This window comes from Duganella sp. Leaf126 (genome assembly GCF_001423125.1).
GTDB lineage: Bacteria > Pseudomonadota > Gammaproteobacteria > Burkholderiales > Burkholderiaceae_D > Rugamonas.
The window spans coordinates 45171-58163 of the sequence record NZ_LMNW01000006.1; the positions used below are offsets into that span (position 1 = coordinate 45171).

Consider the following 12993-nt stretch of genomic DNA (forward strand, 5'->3'; position numbering starts at 1 on the left):
AGATGGAAGCGATTAATCAAAAATAGCATATAGCGCAAATCGCCGTAGCACAGTTGGCGCACGATCATCAACTCATGTCCACTCGAATCGTGGGCCTACTGCTCTCCCGAGCAATATCGTTTGCGGGGATTTCATGACGCTCTACAAAATCGGCGGCGATACCGTCGAAAAAGGCGCCGACAATTTTGAGACGCTGCTCGCCGCTGCTTATGGCGCCAGGCAACGTCCGAAATGCCTGTGCCTCCCAGACGGGATCGACATGTACGTCGCCCGCATCGACGAGCGCTACGTCATCAAGCGCATGCCCTACTCCGCCGACGACCACGATGCCGCTTGCCCCTCGTACGAGCCGCCCCCGGAGTTGTCAGGGCTTGGCGAGGTACTCGGTTCGGCCATCATCGAAGTGCCCGACCTCGACGCCACGACCTTGAGGCTGCAGTTTGCGCTCACCAAGTCGGGCGGCCGTGCAGCACCCAAGCCTGGCGAGGGTGACGCTGACAGCGTCAAGACAGACGGCAAGAAACTGTCGCTGCGCGCCCTGCTGCACTTCCTGTGGGAGCAAGCGGGCTTTCACAAGTGGTCGCCCGCCATGCACGGCAAGCGCAATTGGGCCGTGCTGCGCAAGTACCTGCTGCAAGCGGCCCGGCATAAGCAGGTGAAAGGTCACGACCTCTCGGATCTGTTGTTTATCCCGGAGCCGTTCACGCTCGAACGCAAACAGGCCATCGCGCATCGGCGTACGGCCCAACTGGCGCAAGTCGCTGAAATAGGCGGCCATCAGGGCCAGCGCAGGCTGATGGTGCTGATCGCAGAGGTCAAGGATTTTGCGCCGTCCCGTAACGGGCACAAACTCGTCGCCCGGCATTCGGCGGACTTCCCCTTCATGCTGGGGCCGGGCATGCACGAGCGCCTGCTCAAACGCTTTGACCAGGAATTGAGCCTGTGGCAGAGCATCGACGGCACCCACCTGGTCACCATCGCGACGTTCGGCGTCAACCAGGCCGGCGTGGCGACCGTCGAAGAAATGGCCTTGATGGTCACCACCGATAACTGGCTGCCGTTCGAGAACCGCGCGGAAAAAATCCTGATCGACATGCTGGCCGCCGATGGCAGGCGGTTCCTGAAAGGACTGCGTTACAACCTGCCGCAGAACCGGCCGCTCGCCACTGCCGTGCTGGCAGATACGAAGCCGCCGATCGCGATGTACATTCCACCACCGGGCAGTAGCGACGACTATACGGCGGCGCTGGCAGAGCTCATCGATGGCAGCAAGATGGCTGCCTGGGTATGGCACCCGGAGTCCGGCGAGATGCCGCCCATAGCACGATCGGCGTGAAGCCTGTCGATGGGGCGATCCCTTGCTAATCGTCCCATAGCCCGCGCCGCTCCATCACCTCTAGCGACGTTCGCCTGTCCGTAATTCTGAAGCCTCATCACTGCTGGAAGTGCTGACTCGTCCGCCTCAAGCGGTGCCTGATTTGGTCCTGCAAGCCCCCCCCACACCGCAATCCCACTGAAAAATTTCCTCAAAAATAGGACCTGACCGCTAGCAGTCGAACCCTTCGCTGTAAAGGCTGAAGTCGCCTGCCATGACTTCCATCAAACACAAATTTCAACCCTCCAAATTATCTTGACGCGCAAATTTAAGTGATCAAAACTGGCTGTCAATGCGAGCTTTTATACGAAACTTATTGCTCGACGCAAAACAATAAGCGGGAGACACAAGATGCGCCCGAATTTCCAAAACGCAAAGGATGGGCAGGGATTTCTGCCCGGCCGCTTCCTTGTGGCCGCCCTCCTTCTCACCAGTGCCGCTTGTACAAACGCGAAGGAAATTCCTCGCCAGTGCTTCGACGACGCCGGCAAGCGGTTCGTTTTGCCCCGCCCCGACATCCTGCGCGCACTTGCCCAGCAAGAGTCATCTGGCGCATGTATCGCACGTCATCCCGTCAACAGCAACGGCACCTACGACATCGGCTGCATGGGCATCAACAGCAGCTGGCTCCCGACGCTGCATCGCCAGTTCGGCATCACCGAGCAAGACCTGCTTGAACCCTGCACCAACGTCCACGTGGGCGCATGGATCTTCGCCAAGAACCTGCGCCGCTTCGGCGACACCTGGCAAGCCGTAGGCGCCTACAACGCAGCGAGCGAATCCAAACGGATGGAGTACGCATGGAAAATCTACAGACACTTGAACGCAGCGCGCTGATTGCGTGCCTGGCGGCCTCGCTGTGCGCGTGCGCTACATCCGCATGGCCGCCAGTGACTGCTACGGCGCCGCGCGCGGCAGCACTGCCCGCGCCACGTTTCGACATCACCCAGGTTGGAGCTGGCCAGAGCACGCGGTACGTGTACTGCGCCATGCCTTCCTGCCCCGTGCCGAGCGTGAAGACAGCTGTTCTGCCAGCGCCGACAGCGACGCCCGTCAACCCCGTGGCCGCCGGCATTGGGGACAAGAAGGACGTGAAGCTGACCGTCGATATCAGCTTTCCCTTCAATTCTTCGCGGGTAAGCGATGCAGACCGGGATGCGTTGATCGATGCTGCGCAAGCACGTCCACAGTCCCGCGTCGAGATTACCGCCCGCTCGGATTTCGTTGGACCGCCTGCCGGACAGCATGCCGTCATCGCGGCCCGCGCCAAGGCGATGCGCAGCATCGTCGCGCACCAGGCTCCCGGCGCCCAGATCATCGAGCGCCAAGAGGTCGCCGCTCCACGCCCGGTTGCACGCGCCGAACAGGCCATGCAGCGGCGGGGAACGGTACGTTTTCCTCCCCCTGCTGATGTCCACATGAAAGGAAATGCAAAGTGAACACAATCGTCCAACACCGCTCGCCCCTGGTGAGCAAACGTCATCTGAGCGTGGCGCTGACACTGGCGGCAATCACGATACTGATGAGCAGCGCCCACGCGGGCGTGACCGGTACCGAATTCCAGGAAACCTACGACCTGATCGTCGGCTGGGCCAAGGGCTACCTCGGCAAGATCTTTGCCATCGCGGCCTTCCTGATCGGCGCCGGCTTTTCCGCCGCCCGCCAGAACCCGATGCCGGCCATCTTCGGCCTGGTCCTGGCGCTGATCATCGGTTTCGGTCCGTCCCTGATCGAATCCATCCTGACCGCAGTTGTTTGAGGTGACGCCATGGATTTCGCCATCCCCACCAAGCACGACGAGCCGCCCAAGATGTTGTGGTGGGACTTCGACCAGACCATTATTTTCATGATCGGCGTGGTGTTCGGCATTCTGTCTGGCTTTCTGCTGCTGGGGGTGGTGATCGGCGTGTGGTGCGCACGCTGGTACAGCAAGAAGAAAGCCGGCAAGCACCGCATGTACGTGGTCCACATCATGTACTGGTACCTGCCCAGCGAGATTGTGTTTCCGTTTCCCTCGCTGCCGCCATCGTCCGCCCGTGAATTCATAGGCTGACCATGGACAAGCACTCCTACCTCGGCCAGCTCTCGGATGAGCAAAACAAGAACCGCACGCTGCGCTGGATGCTGGCGGGCTGCATCGTCGCCATCATCATCCTGGCAAGCACGGTGCTCGCGCAGACCGGCGAAACCAAGACCGCGTTCGTGCCGCCGGAAATCACGCGCCCTTTCTGGATCAGCAGCGAAGACGCCTCGCAGTCGTACTACGAAGACCTCGGCCAGTTCATCAACGGCCTGTCCCTGAACGTCACGCCCGAAACCGTCAAAACCGCGTGCAGGCAGTACCTGACCTACGTGCTGCCGCGCGACCGCGACACGTACAAGAAGCGCTGCGACCTGCAGGAGATGCGCGTCAAGCGCGATGGATCGAGCTCGATGTTCTCGGTCAGGGAAATCAACACGGACATGCGCAACCGCCGCGTCGCAATAACAGGCGACCTGGTCACCATCGTTTCAGGCAAACCCTTTCCGCCGCGCCGCCAGTCCTACGTGATCGACTTCGTTCACGCCGGCGGCCGGTTCTACATCACCAACCACCACGAGGCAGACAACGATGATCCCTTCGCTGAAAAAAAATAGTCGCACTGCCCGCGCGTCGGTGGCCGTGGTGATAGCACTGGCGACTGCGCTGGCGTTGTCCTGCGCCCAGGCCAAGGCCGTCCAAATCGTCGAAGGCGGCGACGGCAGCACCCTCTATGCCAAGCTCTCCAAAAAGGAAATGACGCGGCTGGCGGTCGATCACGGCCGTGTCGCCTCGCTGCGCGTGCGCGAAGGAGAACTGGGTATCGACGCCGACGAGGAAACCGGGCAGGTCTTCCTCACGGTGCCGGACGGCGCCAGCAAACCGATTAACGGCTTCCTGACCACGGATGCTGGCAATACCTACACCCTGGTCCTGCAGATCGTCGATGCGCCAGCCGACTCGATCATCATCAAGCAACCGAGGCAGCGTAGCGCCCTGGCCCGCAACGACTTCAAGTCCGGTGCCTACGACAAGGCGATCAAGCGGCTCATCGGCGTGATGGCCGGCGACGAACTGCCCGAGGACATCGAGGTGACGCAGGTAGGCCGCAAGCTCGACCTCTGGCAGGAGGCGTCGATGCTGCTCGAAACAAGGTACAGCAGCGGCGACATGGTCGGCGAGCGCTACGTTCTCGCCAATGTCTCGCAAGCGCCGATGGTGCTCGATGAACGGGAATTCTACCGCCCGGGCGTACACGTGATCGCGCTCGACCAGCTCAACCTGGCGCCGGAGGCCTCAACCCGCCTGTACATCATCCGCAGGAAGGCCCAACATGAATAAGCCCTCTCCCACCACGCGTGCGCGGCGCAGGCAGTACGTTCTGCTGGGCGGCGTACTGCTCGGCATCCTCGCCATCGCGTCCGTCGGTGTCTACTTCACCTCCGATACGGCGCCGAAGGCAGGCGTCACATCCAAGGCCGACATCAAGACCAAGAGCTACATCGCGCCCGGCGACAAGGTCGATCCGCAAGATGCCTGGCGCGGCGTCTCGGATTCCCGCCTGGCCTCAATGGAGGCCAAGCTGGCGATACTGGAAAACGAGAACCGCATCCTGACCGCGCGCGGTGCCGGCAGCAGCTCGCGAGACAACGCGGCAGGCAAAACACCCGAACAGACGCCGGAGAAAATGAGCGACGCCGACCTTGACCGGCGCTTGGCCGAATACGAGAAGAAGATCGACAAGACGAACAGCGGCTACCCGGCCGGCACGCCCTCGGCACCGGTACCCGGGCAGACACCAACAAAGCCAGCACCGCAAGCAGCGAAAGCGCCAGGTCAAAAGCCACCCGGCCAAGGTGGCAGGAACGCGGCGTCGCCACCCATTGGCGGCATCCTGACCGTAAAACTCGGTCGAGGCCCGGAGTCGGTGCACGGTGCAGGTCCCGCTTTGGCGGCTGCGGCCAATTCGCCAGACTCCAAAGCAGCGCGCAAGACCGCGCAGAACTATCTGCCCGCCGGCATGTTCGGCCAGGCCGTTCTGCTCTCCGGTCTTGACGCACCGACCGGAGGCCAGTCGCAGTCCAACCCCCACCCGGTGCTGCTGCAATTGCACGACCTGGCGGTGCTGCCGAACCGCTACCGCTATGACTGGGCGCAGTGCCTGATCACGGGCGCCGGCTACGGGGACCTGAGCAGCGAACGCGGTTACATCCGCACCGAGTCGCTGTCATGCGTGTCGAAAGACGGCAACGTGCTCGATGTACCGATCAAGGGCTACATCGTCGGCGAGGACGGCAAGGCCGGCATGCGCGGGCGCCTGGTCAGCAAGCAGGGACAGGTGCTGGGCAATGCGCTGTTGGCCGGCGTGGTGGCGGGGATCGGTACAGGGCTGGAGCGATCGTCGTCGGTGCAGTCGGTGTCCCCGCTGGGATCGACCAACTCGATCAAGCCGGGCCAGGAGTTTCAGTCGGGGATAGGCAGCGGCGTTGGCCGGGCGCTCGATCGCCTCGCCACGTATTACATCCAGCTCGCAGAAAAAATGTTTCCAGTCATCGAGATCGACGCCGGTCGCGTGGTCGATATCGTCCTCACTCAAGGAGTTAAAGTCGATGTCGACCCTGAACACGAATAGCACCCGCGCGCGCGTGCTGCTAACCATGGCTGCATTGCTGGCCAGCTGCGGCGCCGCAGGCGACGCTCCAGATTGCGCTGCAGGCGCCGCCCAAGATTACGCTGTCGCCGCCGCGCCCGATTACGCTGCCAGTGCCGCGCAGGATGACGCTACCGGCGCCGCTGCTGCCGCGCTGCACGCTGCCCATGCCGACCCGGCCAAGGCGGCCGAGAAGGTCGATACCGCAGAAACGGCGGAGGCGGCAATGCGCCAGTTGCTGGCGCAGCGCTACCCGTCCACCACCTTCGGCGCCATCGCCCGCACACCAGTGCCAGGGCTATGGGAAGTATGGATGGGTTCCAACGTCGCCTACATGACCGACGAAGGCAGGCACTTCATCTTCGGCCACTTGTACGACATGCAGACCCAGACCGACCTGACCGCAGCGAGCAAGAACGCCACACTGCGGCAGGATCAACCTGACCGCCCCCGGCTCGCCTTCCAGGAACTGCCGCTGGCAGACGCCATCAAGACCGTGCGCGGCAGCGGCGCGCGCCAGCTGGCCGTGTTCTCCGATCCGCACTGCCCGTATTGCCGGCAGCTGGAACAGGAGCTCGCAAAACTGGACAACGTGACGATCTACACCTTCCTGTTTCCGCTCGCCTCGCTGCACCCGCAGGCGACCGCAGTGGCGCAAGCAATCTGGTGTCAAGCAGACCGTGCTGTCGCATGGCGCGATTTCAACCAGACGGGCAAGCCGCCCAAGTCGGCCAAACCGGCCAAGTCGCTCAGTTCGATAGCGTGCAGCACGCCCATCGCCCGCAACGTGGCCCTGGCAGAGCGGTCAGGCATCAGCGGCACGCCGTACATCCTGTTTGCCAACGGCGGCAGCGCCGCCGGTGCCATGTCCGCTGCCGAACTTGAAGCGCGCCTGGCGCGCCCATGAAACGGAGACTGCCATGAATTCAAACCTCATCTGGCCATTGCTGGCAATCGCGCTGCTACCGGGATGCCTGTCCATGACAGGCCTGACCGGAAACGAGAAGTTCGCGTGTAAGGCGCCCGACGGTGTTTCGTGCACATCGGTCAGCGGCGTTTATGCCAACGCCCAGCAGAACAATCTGCCGGCCCTGCAGTCTTCGGCGCGCGCTGCTGCGAAGGCGCCGGAGCCGGCCGCTGCGACGGATGGTGCACCCGTGCGCCCGGGCACCTCGGCATTGCCCGTCCTCGCCGCCGGCATGCCGATCCGCAGCCAGCCGCGCATGCTGCGTGTCTGGATCGCGCCGTGGCGCGACGAGGACGATACCCTGCACGACCAGTCCTACCTCTACGTGATGATCGACCCCGGGCAGTGGCAGGTGGAGCATAGCCGCGCCGCCACCGTGCAGAGAACCATGCGGCGCCTGCAGCCGCTGGGCGCTGCGCGCACGCCAGCAATCGGTGCAGGCTCTCCAGTAAGCGGCACAGCAAGGGGAACGGCAGCCGGCCAGCTGGCCAACGTGCGCGACGACGCCAGTGCGCAGCAATCAGCGCGCGACGCAGCCGTTGTTCCAGGCGATCCGGGAGACTGACATGAAGCTGCACACAGGAATAAAAAGCCTGCTCGCGCCCATGGTGGACGTACTGTCCAGGGGAGAGCAAGAGCCGTATCAGCCGTCACCGCTACGCGCCATGCGCGAGATTACCAATACGGAGAGCTTTCGCGCCCTCCTACCGCACTGCGCCTACGACGAGGTGGACGGCCTGTTCGTGCTCGACACCGGAGAGCGCGATCCGAAAGGACGCAGCGAAGCGCTTGGCATGGTGATCGAACTGACACCGCAGACCGGCGCCACCGAAGAGATGATCAACGTGCTCGCGCCCATCATCGCCTCGGCGCCAGGCGGCACCTTCATGCAGGTCAGCCTGTACGGCGGATCGCGCATCATTGACCGCATGAAGCTGTACGCGCTGCTGCGCGACAATGGCGAATCGGCACCGCCCGATGAAGGGGAACGGCGCAGCGCGGACATCTTCCGTGCCATGGCGCGCCACCGCATCGACTACTACATGCGCGGCACCGCCCGGCGCCTGATTCCGCACATCCCGATGCTGGTACGCGATTTCCGGCTGGTGCTGTCGATCGCGCGCCACTGCGACCCGCGCGACGTCACGGTGATCGAAGAACTGGTGCGCATGCGCGACGGCGTCCATGCCACCCTGAAGGCGGCCAGCTTCGATTGCTGGAACTGGACGCCGAATGACCTGATCAACTGGTGCTATGAGCTGACCAACCCGAACAAGCTGCTGACCCGCTCGGCCCACTACAAGAAGTCCTACGATCCGGGGCGCCTGATACGCCACCAGATCGTCGACCAGGACACGGTCTGCGTGCCGACCGACGACGGCAAATCGCTGCGCTACGGCCTGCCGGGCGAGGCCAGCGAAGTGCACAGCCGCCTGTACAGCGTGACCGGCTACCCGAAGGACTTTCCGCTCTGGGCCATGGGCAACCTGATCGGCGACTATTACCTGGGCCAGCTCGGCTACCCTTGCCCGTTCGTTATCACGATGGGCATCCAGGTACTGGAACAGGCCGACCACAAGAATGTCGCCCAGATCAAGGGTGCGCGCGCCACCACCAATGCCAGTTCACCCATGGCGCGCTTTCTGCCGGAGTTCCAGGACAAGAAGCGCGACTGGGACACCGTGAACCGTTCCTATGCGGCCGGCATGGGCGAAGTGGACATGTACCACCAGGTACTGCTGATGGCGCCGCCGGGCGAGATCGAGGCGGCGGAAACGGCCGCGCGTTCGATCTGGCGCGCACGCGGCTTCAACCTGGTGGCGATGCAGTACATGCAGGTGCCAGGCATCCTGACCTCGCTGCCGCTCGGGTACACGCCCACCATGCAGAAATTCTACAAGCGCAAGGGACTGAGCTGCCGCAAGACCAGCATGAACGCGATCAACCTGGCGCCTTTGATCGCCGAGTGGAAAGGCACCAGCACACCGGTGTTCAACCTGATCGGGCGCCGCGGCCAGTTGATGTCGATCGACCTGTTCGACAACCGGGGCGGGAACTCCAATCTTGCCTGCGCCGCGTCCTCCGGCTCAGGCAAGTCGATGTTCGGCAACGAGATGGCGACGTCGTACCTCGGTGTGGGCGCCAAGGTATTCATCATCGACGTGGGCCGCAGCTACGAAAAAATCTGCCGCCGCTACAACGGCGAATTTATCGAATTCGCCAAGCAGGCCGAATTGACCATCTGCGTCAACCCGTTCGATAACATCGTCGACATCATCGAAGACATGGAGATGATCAAGCCGCTGGTGGCGCAAATGGCGTCGCCTTCCGGCACGCTCACAGACCACGACCGCTCGCTGATCGAAATCGCCATCATCGACCAGTGGGGCCTCAAGGGCAATGCGATGGAGGTGAGCGACATCGCCCAGGCACTCAAAAGCAGCAAGGACCGCGATGCGCGCAGGCTCGGCGACCAGCTGTTCCCGTACACGCGCGAAGGCATGTATGGCCGCTACTTTACCGGCAAGAGCAATGTCGACTTCAGCAAGCAGCTGGTGGTGCTGGAACTCGAAGAGCTCAACTCCAAGAAGGACCTGCAAAGCGTGATCCTGTTCATCATGATGTTTCGGATCACGCAGGCGATGTACCACGAACGGCGCGACCGCAAAAAAATCTGCATCATCGACGAAGCCTGGGACCTGATGGACGGCGCCAACTCCGGCAAGTTCATCGAAGTGGGCTACCGGCGCGCCCGCAAGTACGGCGGCGCCTTCGGCACCCTGACCCAGTCGGTGATGGACTACTACAAGAATCCGGCATCGCAGGCCGCGCTGGAAAACTCGGACTGGCTGTTCCTGCTCAAGCAAAAAAAGGAATCGATCGAGCAGCTCGACCGCGGCGGCAAGCTCAAACTCGACGAGGCCACCAAGCGCGTCGTGATGTCGCTGAAGACCGAACAGGGCCTGTACTCGGAAATCTACATCAGCTGCCCGATGGGCACCGGCATCGGCCGCCTGATCGTCGATCCTTTCACCTTGCTGGCCTACAGCACCGACCCCACCGACTGGAAAGATATCCAGCGACATCGCGACGCGGGCCTGGGCGTGACAGAGGCCATCAACGCGGTGCTGCAGGAACGCGCGCAGCGCGGCGGGAGCGCGTCATGAATGCGTCACGTGAGGTGGTGCCAATCAATCCGTGGATCGCCGCCAGCGTGTGCGCCACAGCAGCAGCGCTGGTCGCATTGGCGCTGGCCCTGTCGCCGCCCTTGCACGAACGCTCGGGCCCCGGCAAGTTCGCCGTGGTCGACCTGGCTGCTGTGGTGCGCGCCAACCAGCAGCACACGGTGGCTCTGCTGGCCGACAAGGGCGCCGACCCGGCTGCGAGAACCAGTGCGCTGGCACGGACCCGCGACTTTGGCCAACAGCTGGACCGCGAGGTACGCGCCCTGAGCGCCGAATGCGATTGCGTGCTGCTGATGCGCGAAGCGGTCGTCGCTGGCGAACTGGAAGACCTGACGCCGGCGCTCATGGTCCGGCTGGGCAGGAAGTGAGGATGCCATGGCACACGACGACGGGGTGGGCCATGCCTACCCGCTGCAGCAGATCACCGTCAAGGTTCAGGGTACCCGGCATAGCAGCAAAACGGACTTGATCGAGTTGCTGGAGATCGTGCTGGCACGGCTCCAGCAAGGCGACGCCACCGGTACTGCCCACGACGACGATTTCGGTTACTGGTTCGAGCTGCGCGAGGCCGTGAACGGTCCATCGTTTTTCGACATGCCAGCCAACAGCGACTGAGGAGAGGAACATGACGATCCCGGCGTATCCCCGAATCCGTTTTACCTTGCTGGTGCTGGCGCGCCATGCGCGGCGCCGCTGGTGGCTATACGGCCTGGCATCCGCAATGTTTGGCTGGGCCTTCTGCCATTACCGCCTGGCGCTGAACATGTCGAACAGCCTGCCCGAATCGATGTACCTGGTGGTGCTGGGCACGCAGCCAACGCGCGTGGGCCAGTACGTGGCGTTCGAGTGGCAGCGCGACCAGTTCTACCGGCGCGACTGGCTGTTCGTCAAGCGGGTGGCCGGCCTGCCCGGCCAGTGCGTGACGGTCACGCAGCGCTCGGTGTACATCGACGGCAAACTCGCCGGCTACGCCAAGCCTGTCAGCCGGCGCGGCGTGCCTTTGGCGCCGATCGCGCCGGGCGTGATTCCGGCGGGGTATGTCTACGCCGCCGCCAGCCATCCGGACAGCCTCGATAGCCGCTACCGGGTCACCGGGCTCATTGCAACGTCACGCATCGTGGGGACTGCATATGCAATCTTTTAATTCTTTCCGCTCAGCGCTGATGCTGATCGTGGCCGTCGCCGCCCTGGCGCCTGCAAGAGCCACGGACTACGGCAAGATCGGCCCGACCTATCCGGTGCGCGAGCCGGACATGCTGGCGTGGATCGAGCAGCGCGTGGCCGCCAAGGTGGCCAGCGGCGAAGCGCTGCGCCACCAGCAGCAGCAAGCCGAAAAAATCAGCCACAAGCTGCACAACCCGGAACCGCTGCGCTCCGTCACAAGGGCAAGCAAGTCGCGCACCGTGTATTACGACCCGACCTTCGTGGTCGAGGAAAACGTCACCGATGACAGCGGCCGGATACTCGTTTTGGCCGGCACCACCATCAACCCGCTCGAGCGCGTGGGATTGAGCCGCCCGCTGGTGTTTTTTGACGCGCGCGACAAAAACCAGGTGGCGTTCGCCAAGCGCTACCTGGACGGGCGCGCTGGCCTGGCCAAGCCGATCCTGGTTGGCGGCAGCTACTTCGAGCTGATGAAGCAATGGCAGACGCCAGTCTATTTCGATCAACAAAGCGCCCTGATCCGCAAGCTGGGCATACGGCATGTGCCGGCCATCGTGGTACAGGATGGAAAAAGGTTGAGAATCGATGAAATCGCTCTCTAAATTTGTGCTCACGGCCATCGTACTGTGGTGGTGCATGGCGTGGCAACCAGCCAGCGCCGCCTGCAGCGGCAAATTCATGAACCCGATCACCGATATCTGCTGGTCGTGTGTTTTCCCGATCACCATCGGCAGCGCGCCCATCCTGCAAATGGGACAGGAAGATATTGAAAACGTCGGTTCCCCGATATGTGCGTGTGGTCCGCCGCCGTTCGGCAAGATCGGCATCAGCATCGGCTTCTGGGAACCCGCGCGCCAGGTCGATGTCACGCGCACGCCTTGGTGCTTCACGTCGCTGGGCGGCGCCACGATGGGCGACAGCTTTTCCGCGCCCATGCCGGCCGTCTCTCAAGGTAACTATAGCCGGCGCGCGTCGAACACCTCGATTTACCAGGCGCACTGGTACGTCAACCCGGTCCTGTACTGGCTCGAGGTGTTGTCCGAGACCAGTTGCCTGGAACAGGGCGGCTTCGATCTGGCCTATGTGACCGAACTCGATCCCGCCTGGAACGACGACGAGCTGGCGGTGATACTCAATCCCGACGTGTTCCTGTTCGCCAACCCGGCGGCGCAAGCGGCGTGCGCCGCCGACTGTATCGCCGCCACGGTGGGCTTTCCACTCGCGGCGCTGCAATGGTGCGGCGGTTGCCAGGGCTCAATGTATCCGCTCAATGGCCACGTGCAGTCGCACGTCGGCGGCGTGCAGGCGTCTTCCCTGATCCTGCAACGCTACGCGATGAAGCTGCACCGGGAATTTCTCGCCTTTGCCGGCAACGGCATCCCGGGCTGGTGCGGCATGTACCCGGCGCCGGTGCTGGACAAGCGCATCTACAAGTATTCGATGCTGTACCCGGGCTCCCAAGGCAAGGGCATCGATGGCCGCTGCTGCCAGCCACTGGGTCGCACCACGCACCTGTGGAGCGCCGGCAAGGAGTACCCGATCAAGGGCGAGGATTTTGCCTACATGATGTACCGCAAGCGCAACTGCTGCGAGCGCATCTACGGTTGGGTCAAATAGCAGTCTGGACTGCGG

16 protein-coding genes are annotated in these 12993 nt (G+C 63.0%); all 16 read left to right on the forward strand.

Annotated features, from left to right (window positions below; genetic code table 11):
• The first annotated feature begins 133 nt into the window (after nt 1–133).
• The gene (locus tag ASF61_RS06880; RefSeq protein WP_056153025.1) at nt 134–1336 is read left to right on the forward strand and encodes a DUF1173 domain-containing protein; all 1203 of its coding nucleotides are present in this window, start codon (nt 134–136) and stop codon (nt 1334–1336) included.
• Between the two features lie 390 nt (nt 1337–1726).
• Nucleotides 1727–2212 (forward strand): lytic transglycosylase domain-containing protein, encoded by a 486-nt coding sequence (locus tag ASF61_RS06885; protein WP_082491264.1) that lies wholly within the window; start codon nt 1727–1729, stop codon nt 2210–2212.
• Entirely contained in the window at nt 2176–2814 is a 639-nt protein-coding gene (locus tag ASF61_RS23170; RefSeq protein WP_156369482.1) for a hypothetical protein, read from the forward strand. The genes ASF61_RS06885 and ASF61_RS23170 overlap by 37 nt, the downstream gene beginning before the upstream one ends.
• Complete coding sequence (gene traA / locus ASF61_RS06895) at nt 2811–3134, forward strand: TraA family conjugative transfer protein (protein WP_056153031.1); 324 nt, start codon at nt 2811–2813, stop codon at nt 3132–3134. Before ASF61_RS23170 ends, traA begins: the two co-directional genes overlap by 4 nt.
• 9 nt (nt 3135–3143) lie before the next feature.
• Nucleotides 3144–3428 (forward strand): type IV conjugative transfer system protein TraL, encoded by a 285-nt coding sequence (gene traL, locus ASF61_RS06900; RefSeq protein WP_056153034.1) that lies wholly within the window; start codon nt 3144–3146, stop codon nt 3426–3428.
• 2 nt (nt 3429–3430) lie between these two features.
• The gene (locus ASF61_RS06905; RefSeq protein ID WP_056153037.1) at nt 3431–4012 is read left to right on the forward strand and encodes a TraE/TraK family type IV conjugative transfer system protein; all 582 of its coding nucleotides are present in this window, start codon (nt 3431–3433) and stop codon (nt 4010–4012) included.
• Complete coding sequence (locus ASF61_RS06910) at nt 3987–4736, forward strand: type-F conjugative transfer system secretin TraK (protein WP_082491265.1); 750 nt, start codon at nt 3987–3989, stop codon at nt 4734–4736. The genes ASF61_RS06905 and ASF61_RS06910 overlap by 26 nt, the downstream gene beginning before the upstream one ends.
• The gene (locus ASF61_RS06915) at nt 4729–6027 is read left to right on the forward strand and encodes a TrbI/VirB10 family protein (RefSeq protein WP_056153043.1); all 1299 of its coding nucleotides are present in this window, start codon (nt 4729–4731) and stop codon (nt 6025–6027) included. Before ASF61_RS06910 ends, ASF61_RS06915 begins: the two co-directional genes overlap by 8 nt.
• A complete protein-coding gene (locus ASF61_RS06920; protein ID WP_056153047.1) occupies nt 6005–6952 on the forward strand; it encodes a DsbC family protein in 948 nt (315 codons plus the stop codon). The genes ASF61_RS06915 and ASF61_RS06920 overlap by 23 nt, the downstream gene beginning before the upstream one ends.
• 13 nt (nt 6953–6965) lie before the next feature.
• Nucleotides 6966–7577 carry a type IV conjugative transfer system lipoprotein TraV gene (gene traV / locus ASF61_RS06925; RefSeq protein ID WP_056153050.1) on the forward strand — a complete coding sequence of 204 codons (612 nt, stop codon included), beginning with the start codon at nt 6966–6968 and terminating at the stop codon, nt 7575–7577.
• Nucleotide 7578: 1 nt separating this feature from the next.
• A complete protein-coding gene (gene traC, locus ASF61_RS06930; RefSeq protein WP_082491267.1) occupies nt 7579–10179 on the forward strand; it encodes a type IV secretion system protein TraC in 2601 nt (866 codons plus the stop codon).
• Nucleotides 10176–10565: a TrbI F-type domain-containing protein gene (locus tag ASF61_RS06935; RefSeq protein ID WP_056153057.1), complete on the forward strand. Its 390-nt coding sequence runs from the start codon at nt 10176–10178 to the stop codon at nt 10563–10565. The genes traC and ASF61_RS06935 overlap by 4 nt, the downstream gene beginning before the upstream one ends.
• 7 nt (nt 10566–10572) lie before the next feature.
• On the forward strand, nt 10573–10812 hold the full coding sequence (locus ASF61_RS06940) for a hypothetical protein (RefSeq protein ID WP_056153060.1): 240 nt from the start codon (nt 10573–10575) through the stop codon (nt 10810–10812).
• Between the two features lie 10 nt (nt 10813–10822).
• Complete coding sequence (locus ASF61_RS06945) at nt 10823–11341, forward strand: S26 family signal peptidase (protein WP_082491269.1); 519 nt, start codon at nt 10823–10825, stop codon at nt 11339–11341.
• Nucleotides 11328–11963 (forward strand): type-F conjugative transfer system protein TraW, encoded by a 636-nt coding sequence (gene traW / locus ASF61_RS06950; protein ID WP_229205745.1) that lies wholly within the window; start codon nt 11328–11330, stop codon nt 11961–11963. Before ASF61_RS06945 ends, traW begins: the two co-directional genes overlap by 14 nt.
• Nucleotides 11947–12978, forward strand: a complete 1032-nt coding sequence (gene traU / locus ASF61_RS06955) for a conjugal transfer pilus assembly protein TraU (protein ID WP_056153069.1) — start codon at nt 11947–11949, stop codon at nt 12976–12978. Before traW ends, traU begins: the two co-directional genes overlap by 17 nt.
• Nucleotides 12979–12993: the final 15 nt, after the last annotated feature.

Bases quoted from the DNA above. Each gene is read 5' to 3' on its own strand.
- ASF61_RS06880 (WP_056153025.1), top strand. From the start codon at position 134: ATGACGCTCTACAAAATCGGCGGCGATACCGTCGAAAAAGGCGCCGAC.
- ASF61_RS06885 (WP_082491264.1), top strand. From the start codon at position 1,727: ATGCGCCCGAATTTCCAAAACGCAAAGGATGGGCAGGGATTTCTGCCC.
- ASF61_RS23170 (WP_156369482.1), top strand. From the start codon at position 2,176: ATGGAAAATCTACAGACACTTGAACGCAGCGCGCTGATTGCGTGCCTG.
- traL (WP_056153034.1), top strand. From the start codon at position 3,144: ATGGATTTCGCCATCCCCACCAAGCACGACGAGCCGCCCAAGATGTTG.
- ASF61_RS06905 (WP_056153037.1), top strand. From the start codon at position 3,431: ATGGACAAGCACTCCTACCTCGGCCAGCTCTCGGATGAGCAAAACAAG.
- ASF61_RS06910 (WP_082491265.1), top strand. From the start codon at position 3,987: ATGATCCCTTCGCTGAAAAAAAATAGTCGCACTGCCCGCGCGTCGGTG.
- ASF61_RS06915 (WP_056153043.1), top strand. From the start codon at position 4,729: ATGAATAAGCCCTCTCCCACCACGCGTGCGCGGCGCAGGCAGTACGTT.
- ASF61_RS06920 (WP_056153047.1), top strand. From the start codon at position 6,005: ATGTCGACCCTGAACACGAATAGCACCCGCGCGCGCGTGCTGCTAACC.
- traV (WP_056153050.1), top strand. From the start codon at position 6,966: ATGAATTCAAACCTCATCTGGCCATTGCTGGCAATCGCGCTGCTACCG.
- traC (WP_082491267.1), top strand. From the start codon at position 7,579: ATGAAGCTGCACACAGGAATAAAAAGCCTGCTCGCGCCCATGGTGGAC.
- ASF61_RS06935 (WP_056153057.1), top strand. From the start codon at position 10,176: ATGAATGCGTCACGTGAGGTGGTGCCAATCAATCCGTGGATCGCCGCC.
- ASF61_RS06940 (WP_056153060.1), top strand. From the start codon at position 10,573: ATGGCACACGACGACGGGGTGGGCCATGCCTACCCGCTGCAGCAGATC.
- ASF61_RS06945 (WP_082491269.1), top strand. From the start codon at position 10,823: ATGACGATCCCGGCGTATCCCCGAATCCGTTTTACCTTGCTGGTGCTG.
- traW (WP_229205745.1), top strand. From the start codon at position 11,328: ATGCAATCTTTTAATTCTTTCCGCTCAGCGCTGATGCTGATCGTGGCC.
- traU (WP_056153069.1), top strand. From the start codon at position 11,947: ATGAAATCGCTCTCTAAATTTGTGCTCACGGCCATCGTACTGTGGTGG.